Annotated in this window: 30 protein-coding genes; 5 read left to right on the forward strand and 25 right to left on the reverse strand. The window is 63.5% G+C overall.

The genetic code is table 11. The annotated features are described in order from the left end of the window. Positions 1-67: 67 nt before the first annotated feature. Genes KRX52_RS04175 through KRX52_RS04195 form a run of 5 tightly spaced genes read right to left on the reverse strand, consistent with a single transcriptional unit; the run spans position 68 to position 2,052 of the window. Complete coding sequence (locus KRX52_RS04175) at positions 68-235, reverse strand: hypothetical protein (RefSeq protein ID WP_217679908.1); 168 nt, start codon at positions 233-235, stop codon at positions 68-70. After that, a complete protein-coding gene (locus KRX52_RS04180) occupies positions 232-669 on the reverse strand; it encodes a hypothetical protein (protein ID WP_217679909.1) in 438 nt (145 codons plus the stop codon). The genes KRX52_RS04175 and KRX52_RS04180 overlap by 4 nt, the downstream gene beginning before the upstream one ends. After that, positions 669-1,643: an ead/Ea22-like family protein gene (locus KRX52_RS04185; protein WP_217679910.1), complete on the reverse strand. Its 975-nt coding sequence runs from the start codon at positions 1,641-1,643 to the stop codon at positions 669-671. Before KRX52_RS04185 ends, KRX52_RS04180 begins: the two co-directional genes overlap by 1 nt. Beyond that, positions 1,640-1,807, reverse strand: a complete 168-nt coding sequence (locus KRX52_RS04190; RefSeq protein WP_217679911.1) for a hypothetical protein — start codon at positions 1,805-1,807, stop codon at positions 1,640-1,642. Before KRX52_RS04190 ends, KRX52_RS04185 begins: the two co-directional genes overlap by 4 nt. Beyond that, positions 1,804-2,052 carry a hypothetical protein gene (locus tag KRX52_RS04195; protein ID WP_217679912.1) on the reverse strand — a complete coding sequence of 83 codons (249 nt, stop codon included), beginning with the start codon at positions 2,050-2,052 and terminating at the stop codon, positions 1,804-1,806. The genes KRX52_RS04190 and KRX52_RS04195 overlap by 4 nt, the downstream gene beginning before the upstream one ends. Before the next feature lie 85 nt (positions 2,053-2,137). On the opposite strand from KRX52_RS04195, the gene KRX52_RS04200 reads away from it, so the two are divergent. Both KRX52_RS04200 and KRX52_RS04205 read left to right on the forward strand, forming a co-directional pair. Next, positions 2,138-2,575, forward strand: coding sequence for a hypothetical protein (locus KRX52_RS04200; protein WP_217679913.1), 438 nt, complete (start codon positions 2,138-2,140; stop codon positions 2,573-2,575). A gap of 17 nt (positions 2,576-2,592) precedes the next feature. Continuing rightward, positions 2,593-2,796, forward strand: a complete 204-nt coding sequence (locus KRX52_RS04205) for a hypothetical protein (RefSeq protein ID WP_217679914.1) — start codon at positions 2,593-2,595, stop codon at positions 2,794-2,796. 12 nt (positions 2,797-2,808) lie between these two features. Here the strand turns inward: KRX52_RS04205 and KRX52_RS04210 are convergent, their stop codons facing one another. From KRX52_RS04210 to KRX52_RS04265, 13 genes are all read right to left on the reverse strand, one after another. After that, on the reverse strand, positions 2,809-4,629 hold the full coding sequence (locus tag KRX52_RS04210) for a DNA cytosine methyltransferase (RefSeq protein ID WP_217679915.1): 1,821 nt from the start codon (positions 4,627-4,629) through the stop codon (positions 2,809-2,811). A gap of 17 nt (positions 4,630-4,646) precedes the next feature. Then, positions 4,647-5,438 carry a hypothetical protein gene (locus KRX52_RS04215; RefSeq protein ID WP_217679916.1) on the reverse strand — a complete coding sequence of 264 codons (792 nt, stop codon included), beginning with the start codon at positions 5,436-5,438 and terminating at the stop codon, positions 4,647-4,649. After that, positions 5,435-5,770, reverse strand: coding sequence for a hypothetical protein (locus tag KRX52_RS04220; RefSeq protein WP_217679917.1), 336 nt, complete (start codon positions 5,768-5,770; stop codon positions 5,435-5,437). Before KRX52_RS04220 ends, KRX52_RS04215 begins: the two co-directional genes overlap by 4 nt. Positions 5,771-6,199: 429 nt before the next feature. Further along, positions 6,200-6,517 (reverse strand): hypothetical protein, encoded by a 318-nt coding sequence (locus tag KRX52_RS04225; RefSeq protein WP_217679918.1) that lies wholly within the window; start codon positions 6,515-6,517, stop codon positions 6,200-6,202. A 127-nt stretch (positions 6,518-6,644) separates the two neighbouring features. Further along, complete coding sequence (locus tag KRX52_RS04230; protein WP_217679919.1) at positions 6,645-7,076, reverse strand: hypothetical protein; 432 nt, start codon at positions 7,074-7,076, stop codon at positions 6,645-6,647. A gap of 87 nt (positions 7,077-7,163) precedes the next feature. Then, on the reverse strand, positions 7,164-7,709 hold the full coding sequence (gene ssb, locus KRX52_RS04235; protein ID WP_217679920.1) for a single-stranded DNA-binding protein: 546 nt from the start codon (positions 7,707-7,709) through the stop codon (positions 7,164-7,166). Between the two features lie 18 nt (positions 7,710-7,727). Next, on the reverse strand, positions 7,728-7,853 hold the full coding sequence (locus KRX52_RS20910) for a hypothetical protein (protein WP_302850325.1): 126 nt from the start codon (positions 7,851-7,853) through the stop codon (positions 7,728-7,730). Between the two features lie 136 nt (positions 7,854-7,989). After that, the gene (locus tag KRX52_RS04240) at positions 7,990-8,256 is read right to left on the reverse strand and encodes a hypothetical protein (protein WP_217679921.1); all 267 of its coding nucleotides are present in this window, start codon (positions 8,254-8,256) and stop codon (positions 7,990-7,992) included. Between the two features lie 586 nt (positions 8,257-8,842). Continuing rightward, positions 8,843-9,613 (reverse strand): 3'-5' exonuclease, encoded by a 771-nt coding sequence (locus tag KRX52_RS04245; RefSeq protein ID WP_217679922.1) that lies wholly within the window; start codon positions 9,611-9,613, stop codon positions 8,843-8,845. Then, a complete protein-coding gene (gene csrA / locus KRX52_RS04250) occupies positions 9,610-9,795 on the reverse strand; it encodes a carbon storage regulator CsrA (protein ID WP_217679923.1) in 186 nt (61 codons plus the stop codon). Before csrA ends, KRX52_RS04245 begins: the two co-directional genes overlap by 4 nt. Positions 9,796-9,859: 64 nt before the next feature. Continuing rightward, positions 9,860-10,057: a hypothetical protein gene (locus tag KRX52_RS04255; protein ID WP_217679924.1), complete on the reverse strand. Its 198-nt coding sequence runs from the start codon at positions 10,055-10,057 to the stop codon at positions 9,860-9,862. Next, positions 10,054-10,491, reverse strand: coding sequence for a tellurite resistance TerB family protein (locus tag KRX52_RS04260; protein WP_217679925.1), 438 nt, complete (start codon positions 10,489-10,491; stop codon positions 10,054-10,056). Before KRX52_RS04260 ends, KRX52_RS04255 begins: the two co-directional genes overlap by 4 nt. Positions 10,492-10,578: 87 nt before the next feature. Next, the gene (locus KRX52_RS04265) at positions 10,579-11,013 is read right to left on the reverse strand and encodes a hypothetical protein (RefSeq protein ID WP_217679926.1); all 435 of its coding nucleotides are present in this window, start codon (positions 11,011-11,013) and stop codon (positions 10,579-10,581) included. Positions 11,014-11,376: 363 nt separating this feature from the next. On the opposite strand from KRX52_RS04265, the gene KRX52_RS04270 reads away from it, so the two are divergent. The 3 genes from KRX52_RS04270 (at position 11,377) to KRX52_RS04280 (ending at position 12,955) form a co-directional block, all read left to right on the forward strand. After that, complete coding sequence (locus tag KRX52_RS04270) at positions 11,377-11,691, forward strand: DUF1654 domain-containing protein (protein ID WP_217679927.1); 315 nt, start codon at positions 11,377-11,379, stop codon at positions 11,689-11,691. 320 nt (positions 11,692-12,011) lie between these two features. Further along, the gene (locus tag KRX52_RS04275; protein ID WP_217679928.1) at positions 12,012-12,410 is read left to right on the forward strand and encodes a hypothetical protein; all 399 of its coding nucleotides are present in this window, start codon (positions 12,012-12,014) and stop codon (positions 12,408-12,410) included. Between the two features lie 188 nt (positions 12,411-12,598). Continuing rightward, positions 12,599-12,955, forward strand: coding sequence for a hypothetical protein (locus KRX52_RS04280; RefSeq protein ID WP_217679929.1), 357 nt, complete (start codon positions 12,599-12,601; stop codon positions 12,953-12,955). A gap of 119 nt (positions 12,956-13,074) precedes the next feature. Here KRX52_RS04280 and KRX52_RS04285 read toward each other — a convergent pair whose 3' ends face one another. The 7 genes from KRX52_RS04285 to KRX52_RS04315 all read right to left on the reverse strand — a co-directional run bounded on the left by KRX52_RS04285 (position 13,075) and on the right by KRX52_RS04315 (position 16,623). Beyond that, complete coding sequence (locus tag KRX52_RS04285) at positions 13,075-13,548, reverse strand: hypothetical protein (RefSeq protein WP_217679930.1); 474 nt, start codon at positions 13,546-13,548, stop codon at positions 13,075-13,077. 91 nt (positions 13,549-13,639) lie between these two features. Beyond that, positions 13,640-14,413: a DUF1828 domain-containing protein gene (locus tag KRX52_RS04290; protein WP_217679931.1), complete on the reverse strand. Its 774-nt coding sequence runs from the start codon at positions 14,411-14,413 to the stop codon at positions 13,640-13,642. Further along, on the reverse strand, positions 14,407-14,907 hold the full coding sequence (locus KRX52_RS04295; protein WP_217679932.1) for a hypothetical protein: 501 nt from the start codon (positions 14,905-14,907) through the stop codon (positions 14,407-14,409). Before KRX52_RS04295 ends, KRX52_RS04290 begins: the two co-directional genes overlap by 7 nt. Further along, on the reverse strand, positions 14,904-15,152 hold the full coding sequence (locus KRX52_RS04300; protein WP_217679933.1) for a carbon storage regulator: 249 nt from the start codon (positions 15,150-15,152) through the stop codon (positions 14,904-14,906). The genes KRX52_RS04295 and KRX52_RS04300 overlap by 4 nt, the downstream gene beginning before the upstream one ends. 28 nt (positions 15,153-15,180) lie before the next feature. Next, a complete protein-coding gene (locus KRX52_RS04305; RefSeq protein WP_217679934.1) occupies positions 15,181-15,558 on the reverse strand; it encodes a PH domain-containing protein in 378 nt (125 codons plus the stop codon). A gap of 15 nt (positions 15,559-15,573) precedes the next feature. Next, the gene (locus KRX52_RS04310) at positions 15,574-15,870 is read right to left on the reverse strand and encodes a carbon storage regulator (protein ID WP_217679935.1); all 297 of its coding nucleotides are present in this window, start codon (positions 15,868-15,870) and stop codon (positions 15,574-15,576) included. 33 nt (positions 15,871-15,903) lie between these two features. After that, positions 15,904-16,623, reverse strand: a complete 720-nt coding sequence (locus KRX52_RS04315; RefSeq protein WP_217679936.1) for a thermonuclease family protein — start codon at positions 16,621-16,623, stop codon at positions 15,904-15,906. Positions 16,624-16,651: the final 28 nt, after the last annotated feature.

The following is a 16,651-nucleotide window of genomic DNA, read 5'->3' on the forward strand; positions in this document are numbered from 1 at the left end:
CGGGACCTCCAGACAAAGGCTGGCCGCGCCACCCTGGCGGGCGACGGTATTGATTTGGCGGGATGGATTACTTTGAGCGCTGATCCTCCGGCTGGCGCCGGAACTCAGTGCAGATCACCACGGCGTCGGTACCGTCAGTGCGGTGGACGGGCATCTGGTGGAACGGCAGCTTGCTGCAGTCGGCCAGCGCTCGAGCACATGCGGCGCAACGGCCGCCTTTGGGGTAGTAGTTCATGTGCCGGACTCCATGGCGGCGTCGATCCTGTCCAGCAGGCTGCTGACGACTCGAGTGCCTGGCGGTGAAGCGCGTGCCCACTTCTCCACCTCGTACTGCATGAGCGGGCGGCACTCGGCCAGCAGGCTGCGCAGCGCCTCGACCTCGGCGCGCAGGGTGTCGCGCTCCGATTCCAGTTCGTCTATTCGCACCAAAAGGTTGTCTGAGCACACGTCCTTCGCGGCGTTCTCGCTCTCCGGCTCATTGCAGCGCCGCGCCAATTGCTCGTTTTTCTCAGCCCACTCGTCAGCGAGGTTGTTCGCCCCCTGGCACTGCCGCTGCAGCTTGTCGAAGTCGGAGGCGAGGACTACTTCCGGTCCGTGCGGCGTATAGCTGATCTTGTTGCCGGCTTCGGAAAGCATCTGCACGACACGGTATCGGTGAATCCTGCTCATTACTCACCTCCGGCCAGCAGGGCGTATGCGATCAAGTCAGCCAGATCCCTCGGCACCTTCACGGTGTCCGGCTGCTCGGCGCAATCACAGTCCGAGTCGCACTGGCCAGTCTTGCCGCAACAGCCGCATTCAGGCTGCTCGGCGGCGGCGGGCGGGGTGGTGTAGACCGCCATCCCGTCCGTAACATGTGGGTCGCCAACGGTATGGATTACCACCTGGCCATCTATGCTGTAGACAAGGCCGAATATTTCAGGCTCCTGCGCTACCGGTGCCGGCGCGTCCTGGCCGGGCAGCAAGGCGTTGAGCTGCTTCGCCACTCGCTCAACGGTCGGCACGTCGATCATGGCGGCGATTTGCGGGGTGCTCACGCAGCCGAGCAGCACCTCGTAGGCCGCCCGGATGACGCGGGATTGCGGTGCTGCCGGTGCCGGCGCGGCAGCAATTCCCGCCCTCTTGGCGTACTCGCGGAGTTTTTCAACGGTGCGCGGCGCATCGGCCTTGTTTGCAATGGCATAGCTGGCAGCGCCGAGCAGGCCGCGCGGAACAGCGACTTCATCGTCATCGGCTATTCGTATCGGCGCGTCCGGCGGAGCCAGAGGCCACTCCGCGGCGTCACCCTTGCGACCCAGCGCCACGTCTATCTTGTCCAGGCAGGCGTAGATCGCCTTTTCGTTCGGCGCTTCGCTGATCTCGACCAGCAGGGAACGCTGCTGGCGGATGGTGGCGATCATGGCTAGTACGGTGGCGGGGTTGGCGGCGGCGATGAACTTCCAGTCGGCGCTTGTGCCGGACCCATACACCTCGGCTACGGTGCGCGCGCATTCGACAGATCCAGAGCCGTCATCGTTCTTGCGAACCGGCGCGATAAAAGCATCGCCCCATGTGCTCCATGGCCCCGGCGTTGCCGCCTGTGCCTTGCGCTCCAGCTCTGCCAGCTGCTCGTCGGTGATGCTCATTACGGGTGCGGTGGTCATTTCCTGCTCTCCAGTTTTTCAGCGATCCGAATCGCGGCCTTCGCCGATCGGTCTTCCATGTACTTCCACCCGAGCTTCTCGCGGCACCAGACATCGGCGCCGCCCTGTGGGCGCTTGCGGTAGTAAGTCTGGCCGTGGGCGTGAGTGGCTCCTGGCGGGATCATTGCTGCGGATCCTGCTTCACCGGCGGCAGCTCGCGCACGGAGACCGCAGTGTTGGAGACCTCCAGCCAACCGCTGCAGCGCTTGTGCTGGTATTGCTCGCCGCGGACCTCGTCGATTTCGTCGCCCTCGATGCCGATCACCTGGCTGCAGTGAGGGCAGCGGACGACGTAGGAGCGGTCTGTATCGCGGCTGACCTGGCGGACGAGCAGGATCTCGTCCGGGGCGGACGGGTTTTCTGTGGGCATGGGGATTCCTCGCCGGGGTGGCGTGATTCGTCGAGTTGGTGGTATTGGTTGCTGGCCCGGCATGGAGCCGGATCAAGGAGGGTGCATGCTTTACAGAGGAGAGTGCCTACAAACCCATGCGGCCAATGGGGGCGAGATTCGCCCGAAAGGGGGGCTTCCCGAAGTGACGCCGCGGTTTGATGGGTCCATCAAGTTCGATGGGCGATTCACTCATGGTGAAACCGAGCAAAATGCTGTCCGCGCTCATCATCTTGAAAGCGGAAAATGGGGTGGCTGTTGGGTATCCACCACCCGGGACTACAACCGTGCGGTGCACTTCGCCACCTCTGGGAACATGTCAGAAGGAGTTGTCTACGCTCTCGATGAATCGCTGTTCGCCGATGCTGAGGTTGTGGCGGTAGAGGATGTTGACCCGCACTATCCGGAAGAGAAAGAGGTTTCCATTCGTGCCTCAGACTTTGGGGCAATCCCGCAGTCTGTGGTAGTAGCGTGCGAGCCTGTAAAACCAGACTGGATGGAATAGAAATCAAGGAGAGATAGATGGCAACTGATCGTGAAATAGCTCTGGAACAGGCCGCAGCGGCGATACTCGCGGAAGCCAAAGCGGCTGGCCTCGACCTGCCAGCCATTGCTGAAAGGGCCAAGAGCGGGATTGCTGGCAACAAGTCGTATGTTTGGGTGGGCGCAGAACATAAGGTCGAGTCGGGGGAGGCCATCGATTACCTGTTGCAGTCTGTTCGATAGGCAGAAGCAACGTCAGGCCGCCATGGCCTGACGCTCCCTCCACGGATCATTCGCCCGCGCGATCGCAGCCATGGGTGGCGGGCTGACGCTGTTGCCGCACATGTGGACCTGCTCGCTCTTGGTGAACCTCCGCCCGTCGTGCCCGTGGGTTATTACGTAGTTCGGCGGGAATCCCTGGGCCCGGTACAGCTCGTGCGGCTGCAGCATCCGCAGGCAGATGTCGACGATCAGGTACGGGTCGCCGCCGATCCAGACCGTGACCAGAGCCAGGCGGTCGCGGGTGGTGATGGTGTCCAGCGGATCCTGCACGGCCCGGGCATCGCCGTTCCCGTAGTAGTTCACCAGGAAGGCTGCGCAGCGCAGGGCGCCGGCCTCAACATCTGACGACAGCTTGCACTCGACCACGCCGAAGCGGGCGGCGCCGGCCAACACCGTCGGCAGCGGCTGATCCGGATCAATGCTGGCCACGTTCTGGGCCATGGCAGTGAGGTGTGCGGTCACCAGCGCCTGATGCTCCGCGCCTGCCGTCAGAGTCGGCACCGGCTCATCCATTCCGCGGCCTGCGCATTTCTTCCGCAGCGTCACCAGGTTCGCCGTCACCAGCTGCTGCTGGCTGCCGGTGTTGGTCACCGTGGTCATCGGCTCGTCCATCCCCTTGGAGTGCGTGGTGTTGAACCCTCCATTGGCCTGGGCGAGGAATGCGGTCGCCACGCCCATAGCATGGGCCGCGCCGGCCGGCCGCTTGTAGTTCCCGCCGCTGGTGATGGTGGGCAGCGGCTGGTCCAGAGGTAGGCCTCCTTCATCGAAGCGGAACTTCACCAAGTGCGGAGAGGCGAGCGCGAAGGACCCGCCCCGCGGCCAAGCCGTCACGGTGTTGAGTGGCTGGTCGACCGGCTGCACTGCTTCCCTCGACCAGTTGGCAATCGGCACGATGAATGGTTTGGCCCGCTTGATCACCTCGCGTTGGATGCCTTTGGCGATCCGGCGCATGGTTGCGTCGGCCAAGAGCTTCTTGCGGTCGAAGATGCTTCGCCCGGGGATGCTCCAGTCGATGCAGTCGGCCGCGGTGCGGTAGGGCTTCTGGCCCTTGGCTGGCTTCTCGGCATGGGTCGGCTCCGGCCAGGCGATGGATTCGCCATCCCGGCGGGCAACCAGAAACAGTCGCTCCCGGCTGGTCGGCGCACCATAGTCGCAGGCGCGCAGTACGCGGTGCTCGACCGCATAGCCGAGGCCCTCGAGCTGAGCGAGGAACCGTCGCCAGGTGCTTCCCTTGCGTTTCGGATCCGGCACCAGGAACTGCTCGCCCCGCGGCACTCGCTCGCCCGTGCGGGCCACGCTTCCGTCCAGGCGCATGACTCGGCCGGTCTTCTTGCAGCGCTTTGCGATCAGCGGGCCCCACTGACGGATCTGCTTCACGTTCTCCAGGCTGATGATCCGTGGCTGGGCGATGCCTGCCCACTTGATCACCACCCAGGACAGGTCGCGGATTTCCTTCTTGCGTGGCTGGCCGCCAGCGGCCTGGCTGTGGTGAGTGCAGTCCGGCGAAGCGTGGAACCAGCCGACACGGCGCCCGGCCAGCACCTGGACGGGATCAACCACCCAGACATCGGTCTGCAGGTGCAGGGCTCCCGGGTGGTTCGCCTCATGCATGCTGATCGCTGCAGGGTTGTGGTTGATCGCGATGTGCACTGGCCGGCCAAGGCCCATTTCCAGACCGGTCGACGCACCACCTCCGCCGGCGAACAGATCGACGTTGATCTCCTCATCCTGCTCGGCCAGCGGCAGGGTGTACTGGGTGCGGAAGTTCATCGGGGCTGATTTCAGAGAGGTCATTCGTGTCGTTCCTTGGCTCATGCGGCGACGGTTCGGGCGGCGCTGGCCCGGCTGATGATGCGGATTGCTCTGCGGTTCCGGCGCGGGGCCGGGCCAGGCTTTCCCAGTTCGGCTACCTGCTGCACCGGCTGGCGGCGAACAGCGGAGAGGATCAGGGCTGGCACGACCTCGAGAGCGAGGGCAAAGCCGATGCAGAGCAGGGTGGCCAGCTCAAGCGGAAGGCCGGCGGCCTTCGGTGCTGCGGCGCGCAGCTCGGTCAGCTCGCGCGAGGTGGCATCGAGGCGCTGGCGGGCCTGGTCGCGCTGCTCAGCAATGCGGGGCAGGGCGCGGCTCTCCAGCTCCAGGGCACGGGTGAACATGCCGCGGCTGCGCATGGCTTCGGCCTGGGCGCGGATCGATGAGGCCTCGGCGGTGAGCTGTGCGCTCAGCTGCAGATCTGCTGCCCGGGCCTGCTCGAGGTCGGCGATGCGCTGCTGCTGGACGGCCTGCTGCTGTGCACGGCTGCCGATGATCGAGCTCATCATGCGGTCGTAGGTGGCCCACCCGGAGACGCCGGCCAACACCAGGGCGCAGGCGATCATCATGGCGGCGCAAGCGCTTCGGCCGTCTCCGGCCAGCTGCAGGGCCGTTGGCCAGGCGAGGTACTTGAAAACGTCGAGTAGCACCGCGGCGACGGCGAACAAAGCCGCGAGCTGGCCATCTTCGATCAGGGCGAACATGGCCAGGCCGACGGAGACGACGGTGACGCTCGACAGGCCCAGGGCGATGGCGGTCAGTGCCGAGTGGTTGCCACGGAGGCGACCGGTCATGCCACATCCTTCCACGTAGTGCTGGGCGCCTTCTTCTTGCCGCGCGCTGTCTCAGGTGCTTCTACCTTCACCTTCGCGCGGATCTTGAGGTCACGAGACTTTCCAGCCTTCCGCAGCAATGCGATGTACTGCTCAGCGAACTGCGGGGCATCGAACAAGCTGCTCAGCTGCACGACGCGCGAACCGAGCATGGTCTTTTCGGAGCGACTCTCGACGGCCGCAAGCCACTGGGAAGGCGTCAGCTCAGTTTTCCCGACGGTGGTCGGTGTTTTCTTCCTGGCTTCCTCTCGAGCGAAGTGCTCGGTCATGCCGAATACAGCGAATGTGCTCATGGTCCACTCCGGGCAATGCGTGGCCATGCCGTCGGCTATGGCCGGCAGCTGGCGGGTGATGTGGGATCAGAAGTTGGCTTAGTCGAGCCGGGATAGTGCGGCAGCGCCCTCGCGGCGAAGCCGCGCAGAGCGCTCTTTCGATGGGCGGGGCTGCTATCTGGTGGTGCGACGCCGCTTGAGGCGCGTCTCCGGATCCACGGTCTTTCGCCGAGGCGGCAGGGGTTTGACCGCATCGAAACCTGCGACTGACACGACAGGAACAGAGCTCTGTGAAGCTAGCTCTGCCAGCCAGGCTGCATCAGCTGCTCGCCGTGACGGGGTGATATTGCAAATGATCATGGCAACGTCTCCGCGTGGTGTTTGTTCAACACCTACCAAGCAATTGTTAAACCATGGTTGATCTGCTTGGAGATCATCGCGCTCTGAGGGTCAGGATTCTGCTCGTTCGAGACGCGCAGACTCGGCGGCGCCGGCCTGGTACAGCCTCCGCGCCACGTTTTCGGATGGCGTGAATTCGTGGCGCGGAACGGCGAGCATCGGCGCGGAGCCGTCGGGCCCGGCGGCGTGGGCGTTGAGGATCAGCAACTGGATCGCTTCGGCCTGCTCCTCGATGTCGTGCCAGGCCATCAGGTCGTCGAGCATGGCGCGGATGCCTGGGCGGACGCGGTGGCGCAGCTCGGTTTCGCCGACAGTGGCGCGCTTGGCGGCAGCCTTGGCCGAGCGTTCGGTCTGGCTCTTGGTGCTCATCGGCGCTTCCTCGCTTCGCGGTACCCGGCCAGCCATGCGCAGCGCTGGCCGAGCTTCCATTCGGGGTAGGGGCAGGGCTCGTTGCGCCAGGCCTTGGCGCCCTCTCGGTAGGCTTCGCGGTACTTCATCACCGGCGCCCGCCGTGGGTTGTGGCTGTCATGCCTGTGACCTTCTTCCGCTTGCTGCTCGAGAAGGCGATGCCCAGGGCTGAGCCGATGGTGCGCACTTCAGCTCGCGTAAGCTTCAGGGTCATGGCGATGGAAGGCACGCATGCGCCCTTGCTCGCCTCCTCGCGCACCTGCTCGCCGTTGGCTTCGATCATGGCCTGGCGGATTTCCCAGTTGGCCTTGTCCTGTGCGCGCTGCCGGTGGATGTGCTGGGTCTGCTCGCCGAGCGGCAGGCGCTGCGGAGCGCCGCGGTAGTCGGCACCGGTGGAGCGGGCCTCGCCAGGGCCGGGAAGGGTGATGATGGTCTTGCCGCTCGCCCGGAAGGCTTCGAAGGCTGCTGCCAGCTCAGCGCGCTTGGGGTCGCGCGCCTGGATCTCTGCTGTCAGGTACATGGGATGGCTCCTTGCCGGGAGTTTGGTAGAGGTCGTGGTAGGCCACCCGCCGGCGAGCGGCGGTGCGGCGGGTGAGTTGTTTGCGCATCAGATACCGGTGAGGTAGTGGGCCGGAAAGAACGGGATGTCGTCGTCGAAGCTGTCGTAGTCCGGCGGCGCGGCTTGCTGGCTGGGCGGCTGGCGGGCAGTGCTGCCGCCGCTGGCGTCTGAATAGGCCTTGGCCCCTGCCGGCGCGCTGCGGCCGTGTGCGGACGCCTGCTGTTCGTGCTTCTGCGGCTGACCGCTGCCCTTGGTACCGAGCAGCTGCATCTGGCCGCCCATGTCCACCACCACCTCGGTGGTGTAGCGGTCCTGGCCAGACTGGTCCTGCCATTTGCGGGTCTGCAGGCGGCCCTCGACGTACACCTGCGAGCCCTTGCGCAGATACTCGCCGGCGATCTCGGCGACCTTGCCGAAGAACACCACGCGGTGCCATTCGGTGCGCTCGACCGGCTGACCGGTCTGCTTGTCCTTCCAGGTGTCGCTGGTGGCCAGGGTGATGTTGGTCACCGCGTTGCCGCCGGCGGTGTAGCGGGTATCCGGATCCCCGCCGACGTTGCCGACGAGGATGACTTTGTTGACGCCTCGAGCCATGTGACCCTCCGTGGATGTTCAGTTGGTGATGGTGCCGGCCATGCTGCTGAGGAAGATCCACCAGCCGCAGGCGGCAGCCACCGCGAAGGCTCCGATCATTCGGCGCCGGAAGATGCGCTGCAGGCGCTGCTGGCGGCGGCTCATGCGAATACAGCCCACATGACCCGGTGGAAGATGGCCAAGCCGGCTGCGAAGGTGACTGCGATCAGCAGGCAGCCAATCAGCTCTCCGCGGGATGTGTTCGACTCGGAAGGTCCGTGGTTGCGGGTGGCTTGGGCTTTCATCGCAGGCACTCCAGGGTGATGATCATGTCGTCCAGCTGCAGGACAGCGTGCTCGTGCGTGACGCAGGTGCTGAGGTCGGCGAGCCGCTCGCTGCCTGAGCTTGTCGCCGCGTTGCCGCAGGGGTAGGCGTGCACGCTGATTCGCTGCGTGTAGCCGGACCAGTTGGCGAACACCTGGTAGCGGCCGAGTGTTGAGATCTCGACGGCTATGGTGGTGATGCGGGCGACCCTCTCGAGGATCGGCGTGGGTATCGGTTGGGTCATTGCTGATCTCCCTGTCTGCATGGGTCAGGCGCTCTGCTGCGCACTCTGGCGGGGGAGCGTCTGCCCATGCAGGCTGGTGATGGGGAAGGGTGCCCGCTGCCGATCCCCTGGCAGGCGCAGGGCTCAAAGACCCAGGACGTTGTCATCCGCCCTGGCGCCGATCGGTTCGGCGGGTTCATGCGGCCTGCTGCATTCCGGGCCGCGTCGTCAGTTTTTCCGGACCGCACTCGCCGTGAGTGGGTGTGCGCCGTGCAGTTCGGCGCGGAGGTGATGCCGAGCGGCATCGGAAAGGACTGGCGGGCGCTGATCCCCCGCTTGTGGTGTCGGCCGAAGCCGGTGCCCGTCAGCCCGGGCGGGCAGTCCTTTCCGATACCTCCCGAGGAAGGATCAGGGCCGCTTGCGCCCGGCCAGTCGTCTCTTTGTCGCCACAGGTGAGCGCCTGCGTATGGGGGCAACCGTTAAAAACCCCTGGCTGACCGGATTACTCGAACTGCTGGGGCGCTTGCTGCGGCCGTGAGGCGCAGCTGCTGCAGGTGACAGCGCTAACCCCGGCAGCATCCCGATCCGTCGGCGGGTGTTGCTAGTGTTACTGGCCGCGGGCCTTGGTGATTGCTGCGCGCGCCATGGCTGCTGTCGCTTCGCATCCCCAGCTGAGCAGCACGTCCTCTGCCTCCTCCAGCGCATCTGACAGCTCGCTGAGATCGCCCTGCATGGCCGCCACCACCCGGCCGCCGGCCAGCTGCTGGCCTAGGTGGACGCCCTCGGCGTGGTCCTCGATGACTACGGTGATGCGCGCGGCGCTTCCAGCAGCGATGGTGTGGCGGCGGTCATGCGCCTTCATGGCCCTGACCAACTGCTTGGCCTCGTGGCAGGCGTCAGCCAGGGCGTGGTGGCGAACGCCATCGAAATCGCCGACGTCCTTGGCTTCGGGGTACAGCTCTAGGATGGTGCGCAGGTCGCGTTCCAGGCGGAAATCCCAGGGGCGTGGATCGTGGAAGGCGTCGTAAGCCTCGCCAAGGATGCGCAGGTCGAATGTCGCGCCGTTGCCCCAAAGGCGCGGCTCATCGCACGCATGGATGAAGTCGCTCAGGGCCAGCAGGACGTCGTACAGGCCGCCCGGCTGCTGGCTGCCGTCGACTTCGGCGCGGGCCTCGGTGCTCTGCTTGAGCCACCAGCTGATGGTGCTGGCGTCGGTGGTTCCGCCGTGGGCGATGCTGCTGGCAAGGTCGACGCGCCGGTAGAACTCGGCAGCGTGCTGACCGCGCTCGATACGCACGGCGCCGATAGCCACGATGGCGGCGTGACTGCCGACACCCATGGTTTCCAAGTCGATGACGATGTGGGTCTGGTTGATCATGCCGCCACCTCGCTGTACTTCTCGGCCTGGATGCGCTGGTAGATCTCTTCGCGGTGAACCTCGACGTCCTTCGGCGCATCGATGCCGATACGGATCTGGTTGCCCTTGACGCCCAGGACGGTGACGGTGATGTCGTCGCCGATGTGCAGGGTTTCGCCTACGCGGCGGGTGAGGATGAGCATGTGACCTCCTTGGTCGTTCAGTTGACTTCCGCGACTGCCGCCTCGCGAAGCGGCAGCCGGAAATTTACTGCTCGGTGCGAAGCTCTGCGCGCGGCACCCAGTGGTTACCGACACGCACCATGCAGCCGACAAATGCGGCATAGCGTGTGTCCCGCTCGGTCTGGCTGCCGTACCAAGCGCAGTTGGTGCGGGCCAGGACGATTGCGGCGATAAGCCAGATGCCGAGCATCCCGCCACCGATGATCAAGGCCTTGCGCTTCATGCATCGATCCCGAAGTCCTTGAGGCGCAGACCGAGGGTATTGCCGATTTCAGCCAGCACCTTCATTTCGGCGTCGCTGATCGAGCCGTCACCTTCGGCCACGGTCAGCATGTTCACGAACACCTCCTCAGCGTCTGCTGGGTTGCCGGCGATCTCGCGGATCTCGCGAAGGATGTTCATGCGGCCCAGGCGGAACCCTGCCTGCAGCTGCTCGGTGAACAGGTTCACCTGGGACGTGATCTCGCTGCCGAAGTGCTCAAGGTTCTTGTTGGCGCGGATCTGCAGGTCGATCTGCGCGCCTTCGTTCTTGCTGATCTCGCCGTCTGCCGCGGCGACCAGCAGGCAGCCGCCGACGATTGCCTGCATCAGGTCACGGTTTTCCAGTTTCTTGACTGCGCGCTTGGCGCCGAACAGCTTCTTGCCGATACCGAACATGCGGTGTTCCTCTGGGTTTTGGTGTGCTTCACGGCATGGCCCTGCGCGAGGGGCATCCCGTGAAGCGCCCGGCGAACCGGGCACCTGTCAGTCGCAGGACGACGAGCTGCTCGAACTGCTTGATGAGTCGCTGCTGCTCCAGCTGCTGTCACTCGACGAGTAGCCGCCGCTGTCGCTGCTGCCCCAACTGCTGCGATGGCTGTCGTCGCAGCGCCTGGCTGGCTCCGGCTCGCTGACGTGGGCGGCCAGGTTGATCGGGTGGAGCGGGCTGTGGATGCCCACCGGGTTCAGGGGGTTGAGCGGGCAGCTGGCGTCGTCAGGCCGGCTGGTACTTCGCGGGGTTGGCGCGCTGCTGGCTGCGGAGTTCTTGCGGCGGCGAGCGATGGCCGCCTTGATCTTCTTGAGCATGGCCTGTCTCCAGTGGGTTCCCGCAGCAGCCGCCTCGTTGAAGCGGCTGCCGGGAATCGTCTGGTCTTGCTGGGCGCTGTTTCTGGCCACCTGCGCCTGGGCCTGCTTTCGCATCTCGGGGAGCCTTTAGCTCCGACAGATCACCGCGCCCTGCTGGCCGTGATCACTCCTTTGTGCGGTTCTCCATGCTGCGAACCTGGGGTGAGGCATTCCCCTGTACCGGACTTGGCTTGCTCCGCAGTTGCCGGCTCGCTGGCTGCGGGTGGTGGAGCTAAAGAGCGGTGGGCGGTTGTGCTGCCCAGCCATTTTCATGGCTAGCCGCGGTGGTGTGCGGCGTTGAGATAAATATGGGCTATCCCGTATTTTGCTGTCAATGGGTATTCCCATAAATTCATTACTCCCATATGGGTAGAGAGGGCTTGATGGCAGATTTGCTTGATATTACTGTATGCACATACAGCAAAAGGAGAGGCGCCGATGGCCAAGCAAAAACCCGCAAAGCAGCAAGAACGCCGCGAACTGACCGATCTGGAGAGGCTTGGGCTGCGGATCTCGTCGATGATCAACGCGCCCAAGGCGCAGCTGGAGCGGTGGGTGACCATTCACCGGCTGGACACGGACACCGACGAGGCGTGGGGCGGAGTGATGGAACTGCTGCGGGAAACCGACGGCCTGGAGATGGCCGTCATCGAGGATGGGGTGGTCGAGCTGCGCTGGCACCAGCAGTCGGATGATGACCACTATGTGGGGGATGGAGAGATCGAGGCAGTGGAGGAAGAGGCTGTCGCGTAAGAGCCTGCACTGCGGCGGGCTTCATGGAATGGCGCCGATTACTCAATGCCCTTCGCCCGAGCCAAGTGGATGGAGTCTTCCACCTGGCCTGGGCCACGCTTTCTTCTTTGCTCAGTTGCGCGAGAAGTAGATCCCAGTCGGCTTCCTACTCATCCAGCTCGCGGGCAATGACGGCGCGGCCCTCCAGTTCTGTGCGCGGTGTCAGGTTCACCCTATGGATCAGGGGGGGGCTCGTAGAAGGGGGGTAGAGGTTTATTCCATTCCGTTGTAAGCATATAATTGTGATTCATATCGCATTTTGGCAGTGGATAGCACCAAGCATGAGCAGATCGATCACGGCGTTGCTGAGGGTGACGCAGCGACTGTTTTCACGGGAGAAGACTTTGCGCGAGCTGATGGCAGAGCAGGGGCGGAACGAGTTTGGGCGAGCCGCTGCAGTCTCGGTCGCTCAAGCAGCGGTGGTTACCCGTGAAACGGTGCCGGTGACGCTACATGGCATCGGCAGGCAAAAGGTGCGCTTCGTGTCGGAGTTCAGCTACGACAAGCCAGGCACGATACGAGCGGCAGTGCTGACGCTGAACAATCGGGAGTTCCAAGGCGTCGTTGAAGGAGAAGACCAGGTCAGCACTTGGTCGTGGGGGAAGGTGCGAGGGCTGATGAAGGTCGTCGATACCGGAGAGATGTTGTCACCCTACGAGGTATACGACCTCTACCACTGAGGTGGCCCGATTGAGCGGATCAGCGCTGGGTCTGCAGCTGACCGGCAGCCCATGCTTTCTCGAGCCTCTCGCGAGCTACGAGGCGGCGAAGTAGGCGCAGAAAAAGAAGGCCATTTGCCAGTAATGGTTGTTGTGAAAGTGTGAACTCTGTTGCATCTTGTTCCCATCGCATGAAACGAGGGAACGAGATGGGATCTGAATGGATTTTGATGATCAGGTTGTTTGGCCTGCCTATCTTTCTTGGAGTTGGCAGCCTGGCCGTAGGGCTATTTCTATCCATGGCGGGGCAGTCTGCTGCTGAGATCGCCGTCCTGGCGGAGGTTGGGAAGTTATTCTTGCAGGCCGGCCAGCTGATCGCTCTGGCCGGTGTGGCTGCTGCGCTGGGCCTGAGTCTGTGGCGCTGGTGGCTGCTCTACCTCTGGGAGTCTGGAAAGCTGGACGGCGGCTGCTACAACTGTGGCGGCCCCATGTCCCACAAGGACGGTCGCTACGGCGCCTACAGCAAGTGCCAGATTTGCGGATCGAAGCGGGAAGGGTGGCACTGAGGCCAGAAAAAAAAGCCCCGCACGGTGGCGGGGCAAATGAGGTGGAGACTCCCAATCCCTACAGATTAGGGAGTGGAGCGTGAAAGCTTCGTGAGGCGGATGTCGAGCGCGCGTGAATCTCAGCGCTGGGTCTGCAGCTGCTTGGCGGCCCAGGCAGCTTCGAATTTCTCCCGGGCTTTGTTGGCTGACGAATCGCATACCTGCTTCCGCATATCGGACTCTGGATACATGCATGCCCTGGGCGGCTGATAGAAGCGATCCCATGCGTCATCCTTCTTGGCGAGCTCGGCCTGCCGGAGGCGCGCCGCCGTGGCCAGCTCAGCCTGGCGCCTCCGCTCCGCCTCCTTGCTCTCCCGCTGACGAGCAAGCTCCTCTGGGCTGAGCGTTGGGCGCGGTGCCGCCAGCTGCTGCCGGGCCTGTTGTTGCTGCTGGAGCTTCTGGATGGCTGCCTGCGAGCGCTCGATCTGGCGCTGGGCCATGTTCTCGATGGCAGCAACGCGCACCTGGTAGATAATGTAGGCGCCCGAGACAGAGATGATTACGCCTAGAAGCCAGGAGATGGGGGAGAGTGGTTTGCGGCGGCGTCGTGCCATGGGGATGCTTCCGTGCGGTAGTTCGCAGAATGATATCGCAGAGGAGCGATGGCCGGGTGCAGAAACGGAAAGCCCCGCTCGGTGGCGGGGCTTAGGCTTGCATCCTGTGGAGAATCTTTTGCCGGATGCTTTCAGCGTCATGAATGCTCGGCACAACGTCGTTTGCGGCATTCATTAGGCGATGGCGGTCCTGGGTGGTAAGGCTGTCGATGTCTGCGCACACGGCCATGGATTCGAATTTCTGACCGCTTTGCAGCAGGTACTGAAGGACAATCGTTGCCAGTCGAGCCTTGTCTTTGTTGTTCACTCCAAAAAGATAGAGAGGGCGGGCGCCGGTATGGATGCAGTAGTCGATAGGGTAGTTTTCTGCGCTCGGCAAGCCCGGAACAATGTAGTTCTCTTCGAGTTTGTCACGCGGAATGAACCCGGAAAGCACCTTTCGCAGGTCGTCGTAGAAGGTCGACTCGACCCTTGATCGCGTCCATAGCGCAATATCCTCAATCCGTGACAAGCCCTGCCCAAGAGTGAACAGGCCGCGGCCTAGCTGATCAGCTGGGACTGTCAGGTAGATCTCGCCATCATCATCAGTGAGCCCGTTCTCGGCCAGAATGGTCTCGTAGAGGCGGGCGCGGGCGCCGATCAGAAGCTTCGACAGATCGTTCTCGTAGCTGAGCCTCATCATGGTGTTGCCCAGGTCGGAAATTTTCCACCCCGCAGGAACCTGCTCAAGGTAGGCGGTGAATGCGTCCCCGTCGCGCCCGACCAAAGGCAGGGAGACGGTAAGCAGGTCGCCACGCTGCCTGACTATGACTTCGCTGCAGAGCGTTTTGCATAGCGTCTTTTGTAGGGATTCGGAGGTCACCATAGGTTGAGTTGTCCTCCCTTGTCTTCGCTTCCTGCGGACTGGTGCAGGCCTGTAATGCTGCAGTCCTGCAGGATGCAGGAAACGGCGCCGTCAAAATCGCTGTATCTGTCGGTGGACTCCGCAAATTTGTCGCACTTATCGCCAATCTCCATGTATCGCTGTGTTGCCGTATGGATGTGGCATTGGTGCGCTATCTGCTCGCCGCTCTCGATTGGATTGTAGTGGACGTGGTTGCTGCCGTTGTAGCGGCAGAGCGTGACCATTTTATCAGGCCCGTCGAGAACATAGGCAAGCCCGCAGGAGAAGCTCTCCGGATCCCTGGGGTTGCTCCTCAGGTACAGCAAGAATCGCCGCCCGCCATGGACCTCTTCCAGCTCGTAGGTCACCTGTATGGACGCCTTCTGCAGCTTCGGCTTCATCCCAGGGTTGATGACTCGCTTCGGAGTGGCGATCAGCTCAGCTATCTGCTGGTCAGAGAGGGTTATCAGGGTCATGGCTTGCAGTGCTCTGCATGATTCTCATCGTTGTTGAGTCCGCTGATGACCAGCTCCTCGCGCAGCACCAGCACCTCGCGTGGTGCTTCTACGGCGATGCGTACCCGCGAGCTTTCGACCTCAGCGATATGCAGGGTGATTCCATCGCGCAGCAGGTTCTTGAGCAGCTTTTCGGTATCGACGCCAGGGTCGATGGTCAGGCGGATTTGATCGCCTTGATGGCGGGCGAGAACGAGGTAACCCATGTGACGCTTCCTTGCGTTGTGGTCTGTTCTACTTGGCGACGCACCGCGCCAAGAGCGCCTGCATCTCGTACACGTCAGCGCCGCGGCTGAACTTCTTGATGATCGGCTCGGCGATGCCGGACACCCAGATCTTCAGGTCGGCATCCAGGTCGAAGTGGCCAGCCGTCTCAACCGAGAAATTGGTGATCGAGCGGTAGGGGACTGAGCGGTACTCGGTCTTCCGGCCGGTGAGCCCCTGCTTGTCGACCAACAGCAGGCGCCGGTCAGTCATCACGACCAGGTCGCGCACCAGCTTGTATCCGCGCAGCACCTGTTCGCCTTCGCCGAGGAGCTTGCCCAGCTCATCGCGGACTTCGGCTTCGTCGATCGGGCTCGCGTTGCCGAGAAGCCCTCCAAGAATGGCCATGTCTTTCTCCTTGGGTTATTGGCAGAGTGCCTCGTGGGGCGCGTCGTCGTTGTCCCCGTCGATCCGGCCGGTCCCGCACTGCTTCAAGTGGGTGGTGGCATCGTCATGCTCCACCAGTTCATCCCGCAGTACCCGCAGCTCGCGCGGCGCATCGATCATCAGCCGCACCATGGTGCGGTGATCGTTGATTTCCTTCACGGTGATCTCGATGCCATCGGCCTGCAGTGCGCGCAGGCACTCGAGCGGATCAGCGTCCGGGGCCAGGGTGATGATCAGCTTCTGTCCAGCTTTGCGGCCGAGGATGAGGGGCATTGTTCGCGTCCTTGCGTTGATGGGCTGCTCTGGTTATCGGCAGAGTGTCTCGCAGGGCACGCCGTCGTTGTCTCGGTCGAGACGGCCGTTTCCGCATTGCTCCAGGTGGAAGTTCGCTTCCTCGCAGCTGCTCATCTGCCCGCAGTTCTTCCGTACCGAGCAGCTGTAGCTGGTGCCACCGGCGCCGCCGCTGACCGCGCTGCCGCTGGAGCTGCCTGAGCGAGCTCCGGATAGGCTGCTGCTCGAGTCGCGCTGGGCCTGACGCTGATCGCGGCCGGCTTTGCGCCACTCCCACGGCGGCATGCGCTCTGACTCTGGCAGCGACCACAGGCCGCGCTTTGCCTTGCGGGCCTGGTCCTCGAGGCCGATTAGACTGCGGTCCTTACTGTACTGGCGGTAGACCCACGCAGCGCCCTGGCTTACCAGCTGCGCGTTGACGTCGGTGTTGCCGACGTAGGCCCGGGCCACCGTGCGACCGTAGCGGTCAGTGTCCTGCACCTTGAGAGTGACCTGCTTGCCGAACACCAGGGAGCTGAGCGCCTGCTGCGAGCGGGTGCCGTATGGCTGTTTTGACTCAGGGGTATCGATCTCTGCCATGCGCACTTTCACCTGCTTCTTCGAATCGGTCAGGCAGGTGAAGGTGTCGCCGTCGTACACGCCGACGACCTTGCAGGAAATATCGGCGGCCAGGGCCAGCGGGGAGGCGAGGGCGAGCAGCAGGGTGGCTGCGAAGAGCTTTGAGCGGCAGTACATGGAGCTTCCTTGCGATTGGCCGAGTGTT

Source organism: Geopseudomonas aromaticivorans, assembly GCF_019097855.1.
GTDB classification, from domain to species: Bacteria; Pseudomonadota; Gammaproteobacteria; order Pseudomonadales; family Pseudomonadaceae; genus Geopseudomonas; species Geopseudomonas aromaticivorans.

Coding starts and splice junctions, on each gene's coding strand:
- KRX52_RS04175 (WP_217679908.1), bottom strand. CDS start 235: ATGAACTACTACCCCAAAGGCGGCCGTTGCGCCGCATGTGCTCGAGCG.
- KRX52_RS04180 (WP_217679909.1), bottom strand. CDS start 669: ATGAGCAGGATTCACCGATACCGTGTCGTGCAGATGCTTTCCGAAGCC.
- KRX52_RS04185 (WP_217679910.1), bottom strand. CDS start 1,643: ATGACCACCGCACCCGTAATGAGCATCACCGACGAGCAGCTGGCAGAG.
- KRX52_RS04190 (WP_217679911.1), bottom strand. CDS start 1,807: ATGATCCCGCCAGGAGCCACTCACGCCCACGGCCAGACTTACTACCGC.
- KRX52_RS04195 (WP_217679912.1), bottom strand. CDS start 2,052: ATGCCCACAGAAAACCCGTCCGCCCCGGACGAGATCCTGCTCGTCCGC.
- KRX52_RS04200 (WP_217679913.1), top strand. CDS start 2,138: ATGCTTTACAGAGGAGAGTGCCTACAAACCCATGCGGCCAATGGGGGC.
- KRX52_RS04205 (WP_217679914.1), top strand. CDS start 2,593: ATGGCAACTGATCGTGAAATAGCTCTGGAACAGGCCGCAGCGGCGATA.
- KRX52_RS04210 (WP_217679915.1), bottom strand. CDS start 4,629: ATGACCTCTCTGAAATCAGCCCCGATGAACTTCCGCACCCAGTACACC.
- KRX52_RS04215 (WP_217679916.1), bottom strand. CDS start 5,438: ATGACCGGTCGCCTCCGTGGCAACCACTCGGCACTGACCGCCATCGCC.
- KRX52_RS04220 (WP_217679917.1), bottom strand. CDS start 5,770: ATGAGCACATTCGCTGTATTCGGCATGACCGAGCACTTCGCTCGAGAG.
- KRX52_RS04225 (WP_217679918.1), bottom strand. CDS start 6,517: ATGAGCACCAAGAGCCAGACCGAACGCTCGGCCAAGGCTGCCGCCAAG.
- KRX52_RS04230 (WP_217679919.1), bottom strand. CDS start 7,076: ATGTACCTGACAGCAGAGATCCAGGCGCGCGACCCCAAGCGCGCTGAG.
- ssb (WP_217679920.1), bottom strand. CDS start 7,709: ATGGCTCGAGGCGTCAACAAAGTCATCCTCGTCGGCAACGTCGGCGGG.
- KRX52_RS20910 (WP_302850325.1), bottom strand. CDS start 7,853: ATGAGCCGCCGCCAGCAGCGCCTGCAGCGCATCTTCCGGCGCCGAATG.
- KRX52_RS04240 (WP_217679921.1), bottom strand. CDS start 8,256: ATGACCCAACCGATACCCACGCCGATCCTCGAGAGGGTCGCCCGCATC.
- KRX52_RS04245 (WP_217679922.1), bottom strand. CDS start 9,613: ATGATCAACCAGACCCACATCGTCATCGACTTGGAAACCATGGGTGTC.
- csrA (WP_217679923.1), bottom strand. CDS start 9,795: ATGCTCATCCTCACCCGCCGCGTAGGCGAAACCCTGCACATCGGCGAC.
- KRX52_RS04255 (WP_217679924.1), bottom strand. CDS start 10,057: ATGAAGCGCAAGGCCTTGATCATCGGTGGCGGGATGCTCGGCATCTGG.
- KRX52_RS04260 (WP_217679925.1), bottom strand. CDS start 10,491: ATGTTCGGTATCGGCAAGAAGCTGTTCGGCGCCAAGCGCGCAGTCAAG.
- KRX52_RS04265 (WP_217679926.1), bottom strand. CDS start 11,013: ATGCGAAAGCAGGCCCAGGCGCAGGTGGCCAGAAACAGCGCCCAGCAA.
- KRX52_RS04270 (WP_217679927.1), top strand. CDS start 11,377: ATGGCCAAGCAAAAACCCGCAAAGCAGCAAGAACGCCGCGAACTGACC.
- KRX52_RS04275 (WP_217679928.1), top strand. CDS start 12,012: ATGAGCAGATCGATCACGGCGTTGCTGAGGGTGACGCAGCGACTGTTT.
- KRX52_RS04280 (WP_217679929.1), top strand. CDS start 12,599: ATGGGATCTGAATGGATTTTGATGATCAGGTTGTTTGGCCTGCCTATC.
- KRX52_RS04285 (WP_217679930.1), bottom strand. CDS start 13,548: ATGGCACGACGCCGCCGCAAACCACTCTCCCCCATCTCCTGGCTTCTA.
- KRX52_RS04290 (WP_217679931.1), bottom strand. CDS start 14,413: ATGGTGACCTCCGAATCCCTACAAAAGACGCTATGCAAAACGCTCTGC.
- KRX52_RS04295 (WP_217679932.1), bottom strand. CDS start 14,907: ATGACCCTGATAACCCTCTCTGACCAGCAGATAGCTGAGCTGATCGCC.
- KRX52_RS04300 (WP_217679933.1), bottom strand. CDS start 15,152: ATGGGTTACCTCGTTCTCGCCCGCCATCAAGGCGATCAAATCCGCCTG.
- KRX52_RS04305 (WP_217679934.1), bottom strand. CDS start 15,558: ATGGCCATTCTTGGAGGGCTTCTCGGCAACGCGAGCCCGATCGACGAA.
- KRX52_RS04310 (WP_217679935.1), bottom strand. CDS start 15,870: ATGCCCCTCATCCTCGGCCGCAAAGCTGGACAGAAGCTGATCATCACC.
- KRX52_RS04315 (WP_217679936.1), bottom strand. CDS start 16,623: ATGTACTGCCGCTCAAAGCTCTTCGCAGCCACCCTGCTGCTCGCCCTC.